We start from the raw sequence: 16,700 nt of genomic DNA on the forward strand, positions 1-16,700 counted from the left end.
ACGCGCTCTCTGCCATCGGCGCATAAAGTTACAAAGGAGACCACATGGCCGGTATGGTGCCATTCGACTGGACCGATCCCTTCAACCTCGACGAACAGCTGACCGAGGAAGAACGGATGATCCGTGACGCCGCGCATGGATTTGCGCAGAGCGAACTCCAGCCACGCGTGATCGAGGGCTTTTCCAAGGAACTCGATGCCCCCGAACTCTTCCCGCTGATGGGCGAAGCCGGCCTGCTCGGTGCGACCGTGCCCGAGGAATACGGCGGTGCGGGCGCAAGCTATGTCGCCTATGGCCTGATCGCGCGCGAGATCGAGCGCGTCGACAGCGGCTACCGCTCGATGGCATCGGTCCAGTCCAGCCTCGTGATGTATCCGATCCATGCTTATGGTTCGGAAGAGCAGAAGCAGAAGTACCTGCCCGGTCTTGCCAGCGGCCAGCTTATCGGCTGCTTCGGCCTGACCGAACCCGATGCCGGCTCCGACCCGGCAGGCATGAAGACCACCGCCAAGAAGGTCGACGGCGGCTATGTCCTCAATGGCTCGAAGACGTGGATTTCCAACTCGCCCTTCGCCGATGTCTTCGTGGTCTGGGCGAAGAGCGAAGCGCATGGCGGCGGCATTCGCGGCTTCGTGCTTGAAAAGGGCATGAAAGGTCTCTCGGCTCCGAAAATCGAGGGCAAGATCTCGCTGCGCGCCAGCACCACCGGCATGATCGTCATGGACGAGGTCGAAGTGGGCGAAGACGCGCTGCTGCCCGAAGTGCAGGGCCTGAAGGGGCCCTTCGGCTGCCTCAACCGCGCACGATATGGCATCAGCTGGGGCGCGCTCGGTGCGGCCGAGTTCTGCATGCACGCCGCGCGCCAGTATGGTCTCGACCGCCAGCAGTTCGGGGTGCCGCTTGCTTCCAAGCAGCTCTACCAACTGAAGCTCGCCGATATGATGACCGAAATCTCGCTCGGCCTGCAGGGTTCGCTCCGGGTCGGCCGCCTGATGGACGAAGGCAAGTTCTCGCCCGACATGATTTCCATCGTGAAGCGCAACAATGTCGGCAAGGCTCTGGATATCGCCCGCAAGTCGCGCGACATGCACGGCGGCAACGGCATCTCGGAAGAATACCAGGTCATCCGCCACATGGTGAACCTCGAGACGGTCAACACCTATGAAGGCACGCATGACGTCCATGCGCTGATCCTCGGCCGCGCCATCACGGGGATCGCTGCGTTTTGATCAGGCTTCACGGATATTATCGCAGCTCGACCTCCTACCGCCTGCGCATCGCGCTGGAGTTGAAGGGGCTCGAATACGAGTATGTCCCGGTAAACCTGCTCACCAGCGAACAGAAGGGCGAAGCTTTCACCAGCCGCAACCCCTTCGGTTCGGTGCCACTGCTCGAAGTAGACGGCAAGGACCGCGTGCAGTCGATGGCGCAGATCGAGTGGCTCGACGAAGCCTATCCGGACAAGCCGTTGCTGCCTTCGGACATCGAAGACCGTTATATTGCGCGCGAACTGGCCTATGCCATCGCAACCGAACTTCACGCTCCGCTCAACCTGCCGGTCCTGAAGTATCTCGCGAACGAATACGGCAAGTCGCAGGACGAGATTGCGGTCTGGTATCGCCACTGGCTCGCCCGCACGCTTGATCCGCTGGAGCGGCGCCTTGCGCAGCTTGGCACGGGCGACTTCCTGTTCGATCGCCCCGGTTTTTTCGAAGTCTGCCTGTTGCCGCAAGTTTACAACGCGCGGCGCTTCGAGTTCGACTTCTCGGACAAACCGCATATCGAGCGAATAGAGGCTGCCTGCCTTGCCCTGCCCACCTTCCAGCGCGCCCATCCGGACGCGCAGCCCGACAATCCCGAAAACCAATAAGAGAGAGGACCTCCCATGAAACTCGCCACGCTGAAAGACGGAACCCGCGACGGCAAGCTGGTGGTCGTCTCCAAGGACCTCACCCGCTACTGCGCCGCCGACAACATCGCGCCCACCATGCAGGCCGCGCTCGACAATTGGGACGAAGTCGCGCCGAAGCTCAACGCGCTCTACACCGATGTCGAACACCAGACCGTGCCTTGCGAGCGCTTTCACGAGCGCGAGGCGCATTCGCCGCTGCCCCGCGCCTATCAGTGGGCTGACGGCTCGGCCTATATCAATCACGTCGAACTGGTCCGTAAGGCGCGCGGCGCCGAAGTGCCCGAGAGCTTTTACCACGACCCGCTGATGTACCAGGGCGGCAGCGACAAGTTCCTCGCCCCGCGCGACGACATCCCCTTGAAGGACACCAAGTGGGGCTGCGATATGGAAGGCGAGATCGCGGTCATCACCGACGATGTACCGATGGGCGTGACGAGCGAAGAGGCCGCGGATCACATCAAGCTGGTCATGCTGGTCAACGACGTGAGCCTTCGTGGGCTGATCCCCGGCGAACTCGCCAAGGGCTTCGGCTTCTTCCAATCCAAGCCTGCCAGCGCTTTCAGCCCCGTCGCGGTCACGCCCGATGAACTCGGCGATGCATGGAAAGGCAGCGTCATCCACCTGCCGCTGATGGTCGACTACAACGGCGAACCCTTCGGCCGCGCCAATGCCGGTATCGATGCGACTTTCAGCCTTGCCGACCTCGTTGCGCACGCCGCCAAGACGCGAGACCTGGGTGCGGGCACAATCATCGGTTCGGGCACGGTCTCGAACCAGGGCCCCGACGGCGATCCGGGCAAGCCGGTGGCCGAAGGCGGTCTCGGCTATAGCTGCATCGCCGAAATACGCATGATCGAGACGATTGCAGACGGCGAGGCCAAGACGCGCTTCATGGCACCGGGCGATACCGTCCGCGTCGAAATGAAGGATGCAGAAGGCCACTCGATCTTCGGAGCCATCGAACAGAAGGTCGTCGAGGCCTGAGCAGTGTAAGGCCCCTAGAAGGCAAGCAGATCGGCTTGCTCTCCTCGTGGGTTTCGCGCCGCAATGGCGGCGTATTCGAGGCTGTTGTCGCGCAGGCCGACATGCTTCGCGCCCTCGGTGCGGTCCCGCTAGTCCTTGGAATCCGTGACGAAGACAGCGAAGCCGACGCCTGGCGGCTGGAAGGGATCGAGAGCAGGCTGGTCGACAGATCGGGGCCTGCGGCTCTGGCCTTCGCGCCCGACCTCAACGAAGCGCTGGGCGGCGCCGAACTCGACCTGCTCCACCTGCACGGGATCTGGCAATATCCGAGTCATGTTGCCGGAGACTGGGCCGATGGCACCGGCAAGCCGCTGGTCATCAGCCCTCATGGCATGCTCGACCCCTGGATCACCGGCCGCAATGCATGGAAGAAACATCTCGCCCGGTGGGTGTGGGAGCGGCAGGCGTGGCGCTCGGCAACAGCCTTCCATGCTCTGACCGAGGCCGAGGCGCAGGATATCGGAGAGGAAACCGGCGGCGCGCGTGTGGCGGTCATTCCCAATCCGGCGCCGCCGTTCGGTTCCCCCGACGACCTGCCGCGCATGGCGAGCGTGCTCTACATCGGCCGAATCCACGAGAAGAAGAACATCGCCGCCCTTGTCGAAGGCTGGGTCGCCGCAAAGCCCCAGCTGCCGGAGGACGCAACGCTGACAATTGCCGGCTGGGGCGACGATACCGGAGTTGCCGCACTCGAGCAGGCCATGCGCAAGCATCGCGAGGCCGGGATCGAATTCGTCGGCACGGCCTTCGGTTCGCAAAAGGCGGCGCTGCTCGATCTTGCGCGGTTCGTCGTCCTCCCCTCGCTGAGCGAAGGGCTGCCGATGGCGATTCTCGAAGCATGGAGCGCGGGCGTACCCTCAATCATGACCAGGCATTGCCACCTTCCGGAAGGCTTCGAAGCAGGTGCAGCCATCGAATGCGGGACCGATGCTGGCTCAATCCGCGATGCGCTGGTGAACGCCTTGTCGGTGAGCGAGGGGGATTGGCAGCGACGCTCTGCCGCTGCCCGCCAGCTCGCAGCAGGGCCCTTTTCGCCCGGGGAAGTCGCCGGGAAATGGGAGCGGCTTTATTCGGCGCTGCTCGAAGGCTGACCGACTCCCGGATCGCCGACCCGCTCGATCCGCATGGCGTCCAGCCGGACGACGCCGCTGCCGGGCCGAAGCCAGATGCCCAGGACCGCGTTGTCACAACCTCGAGCGCGCAACAATTGGCCGCGGCCAAGCGAGCCACCGCTGCGCGCCGGACGCCGCGCCTCGCCGCAGTCGAGCGAGGCCACCACGCCCTCGCTGCCACGGCCCGAGACGCTGGCGAACACGCGGTACTCGCCTTCCTCGAGCGCGACCGACTGCGAGAGAACCAGCCGCGTCACGCCAGACCGGTTCTGCAATTCGACTTGCCGGTCTCCGTCGCCGATGGAAGTAACGCGAACATCTCCGCTGCCATGCCGCTGCCAGCCGAAAGCGTTCTCCCCATTCACGGCATCGAAACCGGGATCGGCAATCGCCTGCGCCGTCGTCCGGTCGGGGCATTGCACCTGCGCCAGTCGCTGCGCCTCGGCGCGGAAGTTGCGGCGTGCCAGCTCGCGCATCATCGGTTCGATCCGCCCGCATCCCAGCTCGACACCTCCCTCGCCGCGCGAGAGGAAAGCGGCGCGTGCTCGCAAGACATCGTCCCCCGCCTCCCAGGCGGACAAATAGGCTGCGGACCAGGAGGGTGCTTCCAGCAGCCGGCGGGCGAGTTCGGTGCGCCCCGTATCGCTGGCTTCGAGCGCAGCGAAGAAATATCCCTGCCGCACCAGCGAAGGGTGAACACGCAGCAGGATATCGAGCCGTTCGCCTGCCTCTGCCACCTCTCCGGCTGCAAGAGCCCTGTCGAAGAAATAGGCCTGCACCAGCGGGGAACGCAGGCCAGATCCGTCGGCCACCCCGAAACCCGCGATTGCCGCTTCCCGATCCCCCGCGGCCAGCCTTGCTGCCGCCCACAGGCTTGACCCACGCGGATCAAGCGGGCTCGACGCGATTGCCTCTGCCGCTAAAAGTGTGGCCAGTTCACCATCGCCGCGCGCGATAGCTGCGCTGGTTTCGGCGAGTGCCGCCTCTGCACGAAACGGGGGCGGTACAAGCCTTGCCACGCCGGGTTGCGACTGGCTCATGCGGTCGAGCCCCGAAAACAGCGCAAGAATTACAAAGGCCAGGGCGAGCAGCGACCCGACGAGCCGCCCTCGGCCGGTCATGTCTGGAGACCGGGTTCGATGGCGGAGTAGGAGTAGTAATTGCCGCCCGCATATTGCGAATAACTGTTGCCCGATTTCGCCGGGTCGAACTTGGCGAGAACGGCGCCAAGGATGTGGGGGTCCATCGTGCGCAGTCGCCGCAGCGCGGCCTTGAGCGAGCCGCTGCGCCCACGTTCTGCCTCAATCACGAAAACCGTACCATCGGCAATCGCCGCCATCATGGGCGCGTCGGCAAGCCCCAGGACCGGCGGGCTGTCGATGATGACGACATCGTACTTGCCGGCGTAGACTTCCAGCAGCTGCGCCATGCGCGGCGAGGCGATGAGCTCGGTCGGGCTTGGCGGGAGCGGACCCGCAGCAAGAAGGTCGAAACGCGCCTCTTCCGACCCGACCTCGACCGGCACGGCCAGCGGATCGTCTTGCGAGGTAAGTAGATCCGTAAGCCCCCTCGCTCCCTCAACGCCAAGCGTGCGATGCAGCGAAGAACGGCGCAGATCGGCATCGATCAGAAGCGGCGACAGGCCGATCCGGGCAAAGCCGGCAGCCATGGCGATACTCGTCGTGCTCTTGCCTTCCGATGCCTGTGCGCTGGTCACGGCAATTAGCCCGGGCAGACCTTGCGGTGTCGAATACAGCATCGCGCCGCGCATCGAATTGTAAGCCTCGGTGACGGTCGACTTGGGGTTCTCGAGCTCCGCGACCGGATCGCCTTCCTCAGCTTCAGGAATCACACCAAGGAGCGGCAGCGCGAGCTTGTCCTCGATGTCCTCGGGAATGTGAATTACATCGTCGAGTTGATCACGCAGGAATATGGCGAGGCCTGCAAGAGCAAAGCCGATCAGCAACCCGATCGCGAGATTGCGAGTCAGGCTGGGCGAGGATTGCGTGCTCGGCACGTCGGCCCGGTCCACGATGAGGATATTGCTCGAGGTGATACCCGCCGAAGCATTCAACTCGCGATAGCGTTGCAGCAGCCCGTCATAGATCGAGCGCGCGGTATCGGCTTCGCGCGCGAGCACATTGTAACGCACCGATTGCGCCTGTTCGGCCAGCGTAGCGTTACGTGCCCTGCGAAGCTGGCTGTCGAGCCGCTGTTCGGCCGCTGCAGCTGCCTGGTACTCGGCGCGGATGGATTCGCGCACATCGCTGGCGGTGCGGGTGAGCTGGCTGTTCACGCCGGAAACGTCTGCTTCCAGGCGGGTAATTGCAGGGTGCCCCGGAAGATAGCGATCGCGTGCCGCCTCCAGCTGGCTCTCGAGGTCGGCGCGGCGCGTCATCAGGCTCTGGATCGTGGGGTTCGAGAGAACCTGCTGCGAGGACAGCAGCGCGCTATTACGCACCGCGTCCCATCGTGATTGCGCGGCAATCCTCGCCTCGCGCGCCCGGATTGAAGCTTCGTTATACTGCAACAGGCTCGAAGAAGTGATGGTGCCGGCCGCAAGCTGTTCCCCGGTCGGGGAGATCGCATCGCGCGTGCGCAGCAGCCCTACCTGCCGCGCGTATTCATTCAGCGTTTCCTCTGTTTCCTGCAGGTCGCGCCGCGCCTCGTCGAGCTGTTCGGCGACGAAATTGCGGGCATAGGCGGAACTGTCGAAACGACGTTGCAGCGACTGCTGGATGAACTCTTCAGCAAACGCATTGGCAACCCGCGAGGACATCTCGGGATCGATGCTGGTGTAGCCGATCAGGGCGATCCGGGTCGTGCGGCGAAGGTCGACTTCGAGATTGTCCTGCAACAGGCTGATTGCCCATTTGCGCCGGTCGACCTCTGGATCGGCGAGCGCCTCTGCCGGAATCTCCATGGCCGCGAAGAAGCGGTCATCTGCGGCCAGATCCAGCGCATCGAGCACGCGCTCCGCCAACGCGCGACTGCGCAGCACGTCGAGCTGGGTATTGAGGAAACGTTCGGTATCCCAGTCGGACGGAGGGGCGATCTGGGTCTCGAAATCCGCTCCCAGGACTTCGTCGCTCTGGTTGTTGATCTGCACCGTCGAGACTGCCGTGAAGCGCGGCGTATCCAGCATGGTCGCGACCAACGCGAGCGCAACCGCCGCTCCGATGATCGCGACAGCCAGCCAGAAGTTGCGGCGGATCGCCGAGAGGACCTTGCGGATCGCAGCGCCGATGGCGCTTTCCGTGGCAAAGGCGTGTGAAGTCGCCGAATGCGGGATGGAGGTCATGCTCGCGCTCGTATCCATCAGTTGATCGGCCTGAAGAAGCCGACGATCGGAAGGACCCGAACCACGTCGAGGAATGCCGCCCGGCTTGAAGAGAAACCGACCACCACGATGTCACCCGGAACTAGAGCCACATCGGGCGACCGGCCGCCCCTGATGTCTCGCAAATCGAACCGGCCGGCCAGCTTCTGTTCGCCGACGGTCCTGAAGATGATTATTTCATCGAGCTTGGCTGACTCGGTGGGGCTGCGCGCCACGGCAAGGGCAGAGAGCAGGGTCTGTCCATCCTTGAAGGGATAAACTCCGGGCTGCTCGACTTCACCCTCGACTGCAATGGTCAGTTGGCGGCTTTCCAGGACGATTACGGTCACCTGCGGATCGCGCAGGAACTCGGCGGCATATGCAGCTTCGATCTGGCGGGCGAACTCGGTCGCCGTGCTCCCGATCGCGCGGACATCGCCGATCAAGGGGAGGCTGACCACCCCGGCATTGTCGAGCACGATCTCGGGTACGGAAAGCTCGGTTTCGCCATAAACGCGCACGGCAATCCGGTCCCCCGGCGCAAGAGTATAACGAAGCGGAATGGTTTCGTCGGGGTCGATGGAAACGGCATCGTAACCTGCCTGCCCCGCGGGCATCACCGGTTCGATGCCCCGCTGGCAACCTGCCAGCAAGGCGAAGCTTGCGAGAAGCGTCAGACGCGCGATGGCCGTCCCTTTCGACACCTCGATCATGTTTCGCCTTCCCGTCCCTTGCCGGCGCTTGTTGTGCGCTCGGGCGACCCTATCGGAAGCAATCCTGCCGCAACCCCAGCGAGACAGGCTATTGCCATGTTCCTCAGCGGATAATCGACGATAGAGTGAAGCGCAATGATCGCGAGGATTCCAACCCCGACCAATTCCACTGGCTGTTGGCTGGCGCCAGCTGCCACGATCCTGCGGAGCACTTGAAACAGCATGACGACGGCTATGGCGAGAAGAACCGGCGCCATAACCCCGCCTTCCAGAAGGAATTCCAGATAGTCGTTATGTGCCCGATTGGGGAAGAACTGGTCGAGATGCTCGATGCTTTCATATGGGGCAAAGGCCTGCATGAACGTGCCGATCCCGCTGCCCGCGGGCCAGAACGCCGTCACGGCATCCCAGCTATCCTGCCACAGGGGGAAGCGTGCATCGCTACTCGCATCGAAACGGCTGGCGACCTGCGATAGGCGGGTGTTGCCCGAGAGCGCGATGGGTAGGATCACCATGGCCAAGGCTACGGCGATCGCCCCAGCGGCAAGGAATTTGCCCTTGAGATCGAGGCCTTTGGGTCTCAGCAACAACCAATGGAGCGGGAGGGTTAGCAATAACAGGGCGATACCTGCGCGCGATCCGGTCATCACCACCGCTGCAAGCAGGATGAACTGTCCGGCTGCAAACAGGATCACCCGTTGCCTCGCCGATTGCGGACCTGCGCCGATCCCGGCGAACCATCCGCTCAGCGCAAGCATGCCGATCAGCAACACGTCGGCTGCGGCATTGCGATTGGCGTGGAAGGCGGTGAGCCAGCCCAGGTGGGTCTTCTCATAGAGGCGGAAAGCATCCGGGCCGCCTGCCATCTGGACCACACCGAGGGCGGCCCCGGCCAACGCAACTATCCAGATCACGACAAGCAAGAAGCGTCGGTCCGGCTGCGTCAGGGTCGATGCAGCCCAGAAGGCACCGACCGCAGGTATCATCGCCAGAAGGGCCGCCAGGGTAAGGTGCGGACTGACAGACAGCGCCCGCCAGCTGTCCTGTTCTCCCACGAGACGGAGCGCCTGGAGCTCCGGCTCTCTTCCCGGAAGCGCCTGCCAGATGGCAGGCGGTAGCGGCACGAGCTGCAGGAGCGGGATGGCAAGGATCACCGCACCCGCGATGACCAAGGGTCGCGGGATGCCGGAACCATCGAACCCGTCGCCAGACGCCCACCATATCCAGAACAAGACAGCGCCGGCAAAACATATCTGGAGCAGTATCTCGGTTTCGGGACTCGGAGAGCCGCCTCCGCCCAGCACCATTGCCACGGCGAGGAACCCGGCAAGGACCTTGCCGCGGCGAGTTACGCCCTGAAACCTGCGGGATTGCAGCCTTCCCACTCCCCTTCTGCTTCTCGCGGCGACCCTAACGGCCAAGGGGAGCGCGGAAAACTACATCGAGCGCGCAATCACCATCTTCATGACTTCGTTCGACCCGCCGAAAATGCGCGTTACGCGGCTGTCGCGATACATGCGCGCGATCGGGTAGTCGTTGATGAAACCCGCGCCGCCGTGGAACTGGAGGCATTTGTCGACCACCTCGCCCTGCAATTCGGTGACCCAGTATTTGGCCATGCAAGCCGTATCGACACTGAGTTCACGCTTGAGGTGCCTGGCGATGCAATCGTTGACGAAAATGCGTGCCGCGGTCGCCCGTGCCTTCAGATCGGCCATCACGAATTGGGTGTTCTGGAAGTCCCAGATGGTCTTGCCGAAGGCCTTGCGGCTCTTGACGTATTCCATCGTCGTCTCGAGCGCTTTCTCGATTCCGGTCATCGCGCCCATGGCGATGATCAGGCGCTCCTGCGGGAGCTCGCCCATGAGCTGGTAGAAACCCTTGCCCTCTTCCCCGCCAAGCACGTTTTCAGCCGGGACGAAGACATCGTCGAAGAACAGCTCCGAGGTGTCCGCCGCGTCGAGCCCGATCTTGTCTAGCTTCTTGCCCCGCTGGAAGCCTTCGGCACCTTCCGTCTCGAGCAGCATGAGCGAAATGCCCTTCGCACGCTCGTTCGGGTCGGTCTTGGCGACGACGATGATGAAGTCGGCGGTCTGGCCGTTGGAGATATAGGTCTTGGCGCCGTTTATGCGGTAGCCATTGCCGTCCTTAAGCGCTGTGGTGGTAATGCTCTGGAGGTCGGAGCCTACGCCCGGTTCGGTCATCGCAATTGCGCTGACGAGTTCGCCGGTCACGAGCTTGGGCAGGTATTTCTTCTTCTGCTCTTCGGTCCCGTGACGCACCAGATACGGCAGGATCACCGTGTTATGCAGGCTGGCGGCGAAGCCTTCGACGCCGTGCTTGGCCTGCTGGTCGATGACGACCATCTCGTGCCGGAAATCGCCGCCGTGGCCGCCGTATTCCTCGGGCACCGATGTGCCGAGCAGGCCCGCCTCGCCCGCCTCGCGCCAGAAATCGCGCTCGACCTGGCCCTCTTCACGCCACTTCAGGACACGTTTCTCGGGGGCATGCTGCTGGTAGAACTTGCCCACGGCATCGGCGAAAATCGAAATCTCCTCGTCGTCCATGAAGGCTGGCTGGGGTACGTCGATAACGGCCATATTACTTCCCCTTCCAGTTCGGAACGCGCTTCTCCGCAAAGGCAGCCGCCCCTTCACGCGCGTCTTCGGATACGAATACCGGAGCAATCAGCTGGGCCTGACGCGTATAGCGTTCGTCCATCGGCCAGCCGCGCGATTCCTTGATGATCTGCTTGGAAACCCGGACAGCCAGAGGCCCGTTGGCAACGATCCGGTCGGCGAGTTCGCGTGCGCCGATAATCGCCGATCCATCGACCACACGGTTGATGAGGCCGAGTTCGTAGGCCCGGTCCGCGCTGATGAAGTCACCTGTGAGAGCCAGCTCCATGGCAATGCGCTCGGGAATCTGGTCGGGCAGCATCATCACCCCGCCTGCGGCAGCGACAAGGCCGCGTTTGGCTTCGGGAATGCCGAATTGCGCATCCTTGTTGGCCACCACGAGATCGCAAGCGATCATCAGTTCTAGACCGCCGGCCAGCGCATAGCCCTCGACCGCTGCGATCAACGGCTTCACCGGCGGCTTCTGGACGATCCCGCCGAAACCGCGGCCTTCGATGCTCGGCGATTCGCCGCGCAGGAAGCCTTTGAGGTCCATTCCCGAGCAGAATGTGCCGCCCGCACCCGTCAGGATGCCGACGCGCAGACTGTCATCCGCATCCAGCCGGTCCATGGCCTCGGCAATGCCCTCGGCCGCCGCCTTGGTCATAGCGTTCTTCGCTTCGGGACGGTTGATCGTGACGGTCAGGACGCCGTTGTCCACTTCGGTCAGGACTTCTTCCGACATGCTCTCACTCTCCATTTCATTCTGAAACTGTTCTTGCGCCCTTGCTGCGGGAGGTTTACGCAAACGTCAACCGGCAATCGCCGCAAGATTCGATAAGTCGAGAGAGGAACACGCCATGTCCGAAGCCTATATCATCGATGCCGTCCGCACCCCGCGCGGGATCGGCAAGCAGGGCAAGGGCGCGCTGGCTGCCATGCATCCGCAGCATCTGGCAGCAACGTGTCTCAAGGCGATCAAGGACCGCAACAACCTCGACACCAGCACGGTGGACGATGTCATCTGGTCGGTCAGCACGCAGGACGGGATGCAGGCGGGCGACATGGGCCGCATGGCCGCGCTCGACGCGGGCTATGACATCACCTCTTCGGGTACGACGCTCGACCGGTTCTGCGGCGGCGGCATCACCTCGGTTGCGCTCGCAGCAGCGCAGGTGATGAGCGGCATGGAAGACTGCGTGGTTGCAGGCGGTACCGAGATGATGAGCCTCACCGCACAGATGTCGAAGGACAAGATGGCGGCCGGCCTGCGCCCGCCGATGATGGGCAGTTACAACGAGCGCCTGATGCGCAGCCATCCGCAGAGCCACCAGGGCGTGTGCGGCGATGCGATCGCCACGATGGAAGGCTTCACCCGCGAAGAGTTGGACGAGGTCGGCTATCGTAGTCAGCGGCGCGCAGCACAGGCGATCGAGGAAGGCCGCTTCGACAAGTCGGTGGTGCCAGTGGTGGATGACGATGGAAACGTTGTGCTGGACCGGGAGGAATATCCGCGCCCGCAGACCACGCGTGAGGGCCTCGCCCAGCTCGAACCCGCCTTCTCCAAGATCGCCAATGTCCCGCTCGACAAGAACGGCACCACATTCGCCGGACTCGTGAACGCGAAATATCCGGATCTCGAAATTCAGCACTTCCACCATGCCGGCAACAGCTCGGGCGTGGTCGATGGTGCAGCCGCTGTGCTGGTGGCCAGCAAGGACTACGCGAGGGAGCATGGTCTCAAACCCCGGGCGAGGATCGTCGCCACGGCCAACATGGGCGATGATCCCACGCTGATGCTCAACGCGCCCGTCCCCGCAGCGAAGAAAGTGCTGGAGAAGGCTGGCCTGACCAAGGACGATATCGACCTTTATGAGATCAACGAGGCCTTTGCGGTTGTGGCTGCCAAGTTCGTCCGCGACCTCGAACTCGATTGGGACAAGGTCAACGTGAATGGCGGCTCGATTGCGCTCGGCCACCCGATCGGGGCGACCGGATCGATCCTGATCGGCACGATGGTCGACGAACTTGAAAGGCAGGACAAGCGCTACGGCCTCGTCACCATGTGTGCGGCGGGCGGCATGGCCCCTGCGATTGTTATCGAGCGGGTCGACGATTTCGTGGACTGAACCGCGCTACAGGCGGGCGTGTGTATCGTACCAGCCACAGAAGGGCTGGCCGAAAACACGGATCGACATCCAGTTCGCCAGACGCGTCGGCAGTCGCGTCAGCCGATGCTGCATGAGATAGCTTAGGTCACCAAATCGCCGATAGCGTCGAAAGATGGCGCGGTAGTCATGAATTACCTCGTCCGCCGTTTTCCAGACTTCCTCGGCGAGGAACGGACCGAACGGCCCTGAGGCGTGATTGCGGAACCGATGTTGGAATCGCGCGCCGGAATCGAGCCGCCTGCCCGAAACCAGTCGCTTCGGAATGGTCGCCTGCTGAACTGCCGCAAACTGCCGATAGCCCATGTCGTACAGCGTTTGAATCTCTTGTTGAAGACGTTCGAACGACGCTTTTTCGCTTTCGATGGAGATATAGTCCGGCGTCCAATCCGCCCTCGCGATTTCGCCGATAACAAGCCTGTCGGCTCCCTCAATATCGATCTTGGCTGCGAAGGGCCTTTTCAGGTCGGGAAGTATCTCGTCGAGATGTATCGCCGGAACCTCGGTCCGATGCGAGTGAAAGCCCTGCAACCGATTTCGCTCGTCCCATTCGGGTTTCGCAGTGCTGAAAACCGATTTGTCGTCATTGATGAAGAACGGAACGGTTTCGCCGGAGCTGCTGCGTTCGACGATTGCGCCGAAGACGATCCTCAGCTGCCCACGCTCGATCTCGCGTCGAAAACGACGCCGATTACGCTTGACCAATTCCTCATTGGCCTCGAACGCGACGACATCGGCACCTGCATCAAGGAAGAAGCGCGTGTCTTCTCCCTCATGCATACCGAAATCGAGTACAAGTTTGCGACGTCCCAAGGAATCCTTCGCTTACCGAGCGTGACCTATTTAAGCGGTAGAATTTGCTCGATAATGTAGTTTGCTGCTTCTTCGGGGCTCATGGCAACGGTGTTGACCCGGATTTCAGGTGAAGCGGGCTCCTCGTAAGGGCTGTCGATGCCGGTGAAGTTCTTGAGCTTGCCCTCGCGAGCTTTCTTGTAGAGTCCCTTAACGTCGCGCGCTTCGGCCACTTCGAGCGGCGTGTCGACGTGGATCTCGATAAACTCGCCCTCGCCCATCATGTCGCGCACGAGCTGGCGGTCTGCGCGGAAAGGGCTGATAAATGCAGTCAGCACGATCAGGCCGGCGTCGGTCATCAGCTTGGCGACTTCGCCGATGCGGCGGATATTCTCGATCCGGTCGCTTTCGGTGAAGCCAAGGTCCTTGTTGAGACCGTGACGGACGTTGTCGCCGTCGAGCAGGAAGGTGTGGCGGTTCATCATCGCCAGCTTCTTCTCGACTTCATTGGCGATCGTCGACTTGCCCGACCCCGACAAGCCGGTGAACCACAGGACACGCGGGCGCTGGTTCTTCATCGCTGCGTGATCGTCACGCGTGATGTCGACCGCCTGCCAGTGCACGTTCTGCGCCCGGCGCAGGCTGAAGTGGAGCATGCCGGCACCGACCGTGCGGTTGCTGATCTTGTCGATCAGGATGAACCCGCCCAGCGCGCGGTTGTCGGCATAGGCCTCGAACACGATCTGCTTGTCGGTCGTGATCTCCGCGACGCCGATGGCATTCAGATCCAGCGTCTTGACCGCAAGGTGTGATCCCTCGCCCGATGGGTCATTGATGTTGATCTCATACTTGGGCTCGGCAACGGTGACGCTGACCATCTGGGTGCCGATCTTCATCCAGTAGGCGCGACCAACGACCAGTGGCTCTTCATCCATCCAGACGAGAGTGCTCTCGAACTGGTCGGCGACCTCAGGCGGAGCGTCTGCCGTGGCAAGAACATCGCCGCGCGAGCAGTCGATCTCGTCCTCTAGCGTGATGGTGACAGACTGTCCGGCGACACCTTCTTCTAGATCTCCGTCGAAAGTCACGATGGACTTGACCGTGCTGGTCTTGCCCGACGGAAGCGAGCGGACGCTGTCGCCGGGCTTCACGCTGCCAGTGGCAATTTGACCGGAGAATCCGCGGAAATCGAGATTCGGGCGATTCACCCACTGGACCGGCATGCGGAAGGGCTTGTGAAGATTGACCTCGCTCCGCACCTCGACCGCTTCGAGATGCTCCATCAGCGTCGGGCCGCCATACCATGCGGTGTTATCCGACTTCGTGGTGATATTATCGCCGGCGAGGCCCGAGATCGGGATGGCTGTAAAGCTCTCGATGCCAATGCTTTCGGCGAAAGCCTGATAATCCGCGATGATGGCGTCATACTTCGCCTGATCATAGTCGATCAGGTCCATCTTGTTGACGGCCAGCACGAGATTCTTGATGCCAAGCTGGTGGCACAGGAAGCTGTGGCGCTTGGTCTGAACCAGCACGCCCTTGCGCGCATCGATCAGGATGCAGGCGAGATCCGCGGTCGAAGCACCGGTGACCATGTTGCGTGTGTACTGTTCATGTCCCGGGCAGTCGGCGACGATGAACTTGCGGCTTTCGGTCGCGAAGAAGCGATAGGCGACATCGATGGTGATGCCCTGCTCGCGCTCGGCAGCGAGGCCATCGACCAGCAGTGCGAAATCGATCTCCTGACCCTGCGTGCCGACTTTCTTGCTGTCGTTGCTCAGCGCTTCGAGCTGGTCCTCGAAGATCATCTTGCTGTCGTAAAGCAGGCGGCCGATCAGGGTCGACTTGCCGTCATCCACGCTGCCGCAGGTGATGAAGCGCAGCATGGTCTTGTGCTGGTGCTTCTCGAGATAGGCGTCGATGTCCTCGGCGATGAGAGCGTCGGTCTTGTAGATAGGATCGGTCATCAGAAATAACCCTCCTGCTTTTTCTTCTCCATCGACGCGTCACCCGAATCCTTGTCGATCACGCGGCCCTGCCTCTCAGACGTCGTGGTGAGCAACATTTCCTGGATGATCTCCGGCAGCGTAGCCGCCTCGCTTTCGACGGCGCCTGTCAGTGGGAAGCAGCCCAGCGTGCGGAAGCGGATCGAGCGTTCGGTGATCTCGGGACGATGGCCCATGACCTTTTCGAGCCGCTCGATATCGTCCGCCATGAACAAGCCGCCTTCAAATTCGAAGGTCGGACGCTTGGCGGAATAATAGAGCGGTACGATCTCGATATTCTCGAGGTGGATGTACTGCCAGATGTCGAGCTCGGTCCAGTTAGACAGCGGGAAGACGCGGATGCTCTCGCCCTTTTTCTTGCGCGCGTTGTAGAGGTTCCACAATTCGGGCCGCTGGCTCTTCGGGTCCCAGCCGTGGCTGGCGGTGCGGAAGGAGAAGATGCGCTCTTTCGCGCGGCTCTTTTCCTCATCGCGGCGCGCGCCGCCGAAGGCAGCATCGAAACCATATTTGTCGAGCGCCTGCTTCAGGCCTTGCGTCTTCCACATGTCGGTGTGGAGCGGACCGTGATCGAAGGGGTTGATGCCCATTTCCTGGGCCTCGGGATTGCGGTGGACCAGCAGTTCCATGCCCGCTTCCTCTGCGCTCTTTTCGCGCAAGGCGTACATGTCCTGAAATTTCCACGTCGTATCGACATGGAGCAGCGGGAATGGCGGCGGCGAGGGATAGAATGCCTTCTTGGCAAGGTGCAGCATCACCGCGCTATCCTTGCCGATCGAATAGAGCATCACGGGCTTTTCGGCCTCGGACACCACTTCGCGCATGATGTGGATGCTTTCGGCTTCGAGCCGTTGCAGGTGCGTGAGGGACATTATGGTCTCGTCTCGGATTGGGTCGTGCTGGCTTGGTCGCAGGGGCAAATGGCGTTCATGCCACCAGCCTGCAAGCAGCGAAAGGTCGCTCGCCGGATAGGTTAAGTTGACACGCGGCACAATGGGAGGGGCCGCCCGCATCGTGGACGCTATGTAGGGCTAGAAACT

14 protein-coding genes are annotated in these 16,700 nt (G+C 62.3%); 5 read left to right on the forward strand and 9 right to left on the reverse strand.

Annotated features, from left to right (window positions below; genetic code table 11):
• Positions 1-53 precede the first annotated feature (53 nt).
• The 4 genes from K3146_RS07115 to K3146_RS07130 are packed head-to-tail and all read left to right on the forward strand — an operon-like array spanning position 54 to position 4,026.
• Entirely contained in the window at positions 54-1,229 is a 1,176-nt protein-coding gene (locus K3146_RS07115) for an acyl-CoA dehydrogenase (protein ID WP_221545901.1), read from the forward strand.
• Positions 1,229-1,870 (forward strand): maleylacetoacetate isomerase, encoded by a 642-nt coding sequence (maiA, locus tag K3146_RS07120; protein WP_221545902.1) that lies wholly within the window; start codon positions 1,229-1,231, stop codon positions 1,868-1,870. The genes K3146_RS07115 and maiA overlap by 1 nt, the downstream gene beginning before the upstream one ends.
• Positions 1,871-1,885: 15 nt before the next feature.
• On the forward strand, positions 1,886-2,896 hold the full coding sequence (locus tag K3146_RS07125) for a fumarylacetoacetate hydrolase family protein (RefSeq protein ID WP_221545584.1): 1,011 nt from the start codon (positions 1,886-1,888) through the stop codon (positions 2,894-2,896).
• Positions 2,897-2,931: 35 nt separating this feature from the next.
• Positions 2,932-4,026: a glycosyltransferase gene (locus K3146_RS07130; RefSeq protein ID WP_221545585.1), complete on the forward strand. Its 1,095-nt coding sequence runs from the start codon at positions 2,932-2,934 to the stop codon at positions 4,024-4,026.
• Here the strand turns inward: K3146_RS07130 and K3146_RS07135 are convergent.
• From K3146_RS07135 to K3146_RS07160, 6 genes are read right to left on the reverse strand one after another with little or no spacing between them, the layout of a single operon-like run.
• Positions 4,002-5,168 carry a hypothetical protein gene (locus K3146_RS07135; protein ID WP_221545586.1) on the reverse strand — a complete coding sequence of 389 codons (1,167 nt, stop codon included), beginning with the start codon at positions 5,166-5,168 and terminating at the stop codon, positions 4,002-4,004. The genes K3146_RS07130 and K3146_RS07135 overlap by 25 nt on opposite strands.
• Complete coding sequence (locus K3146_RS07140; protein ID WP_221545587.1) at positions 5,165-7,348, reverse strand: GumC family protein; 2,184 nt, start codon at positions 7,346-7,348, stop codon at positions 5,165-5,167. The genes K3146_RS07135 and K3146_RS07140 overlap by 4 nt, the downstream gene beginning before the upstream one ends.
• A gap of 17 nt (positions 7,349-7,365) precedes the next feature.
• Complete coding sequence (locus tag K3146_RS07145) at positions 7,366-8,079, reverse strand: polysaccharide biosynthesis/export family protein (protein WP_221545588.1); 714 nt, start codon at positions 8,077-8,079, stop codon at positions 7,366-7,368.
• Positions 8,076-9,464: an O-antigen ligase family protein gene (locus K3146_RS07150; RefSeq protein WP_221545589.1), complete on the reverse strand. Its 1,389-nt coding sequence runs from the start codon at positions 9,462-9,464 to the stop codon at positions 8,076-8,078. Before K3146_RS07150 ends, K3146_RS07145 begins: the two co-directional genes overlap by 4 nt.
• A gap of 51 nt (positions 9,465-9,515) precedes the next feature.
• Entirely contained in the window at positions 9,516-10,679 is a 1,164-nt protein-coding gene (locus K3146_RS07155; RefSeq protein WP_221545590.1) for an acyl-CoA dehydrogenase family protein, read from the reverse strand.
• A 1-nt stretch (position 10,680) separates the two neighbouring features.
• Positions 10,681-11,442, reverse strand: coding sequence for a crotonase/enoyl-CoA hydratase family protein (locus K3146_RS07160; protein WP_221545591.1), 762 nt, complete (start codon positions 11,440-11,442; stop codon positions 10,681-10,683).
• 115 nt (positions 11,443-11,557) lie between these two features.
• Here K3146_RS07160 and K3146_RS07165 point away from each other — a divergent pair, with 115 nt between their 5' ends.
• Positions 11,558-12,826, forward strand: coding sequence for an acetyl-CoA C-acetyltransferase (locus tag K3146_RS07165; RefSeq protein WP_221545592.1), 1,269 nt, complete (start codon positions 11,558-11,560; stop codon positions 12,824-12,826).
• 6 nt (positions 12,827-12,832) lie between these two features.
• Here the strand turns inward: K3146_RS07165 and K3146_RS07170 are convergent, their stop codons facing one another.
• Genes K3146_RS07170 through cysD form a run of 3 tightly spaced genes read right to left on the reverse strand, consistent with a single transcriptional unit; the run spans position 12,833 to position 16,673 of the window.
• Positions 12,833-13,678, reverse strand: a complete 846-nt coding sequence (locus K3146_RS07170) for an FkbM family methyltransferase (RefSeq protein WP_221545593.1) — start codon at positions 13,676-13,678, stop codon at positions 12,833-12,835.
• Positions 13,679-13,704: 26 nt separating this feature from the next.
• Entirely contained in the window at positions 13,705-15,624 is a 1,920-nt protein-coding gene (gene cysN / locus K3146_RS07175) for a sulfate adenylyltransferase subunit CysN (protein ID WP_221545594.1), read from the reverse strand.
• Positions 15,624-16,673, reverse strand: a complete 1,050-nt coding sequence (cysD, locus tag K3146_RS07180; protein WP_282098473.1) for a sulfate adenylyltransferase subunit CysD — start codon at positions 16,671-16,673, stop codon at positions 15,624-15,626. Before cysD ends, cysN begins: the two co-directional genes overlap by 1 nt.
• Positions 16,674-16,700: the final 27 nt, after the last annotated feature.

This window comes from Qipengyuania vesicularis, assembly GCF_019711415.1.
Taxonomy (GTDB): Bacteria; Pseudomonadota; Alphaproteobacteria; order Sphingomonadales; family Sphingomonadaceae; genus Qipengyuania; species Qipengyuania vesicularis.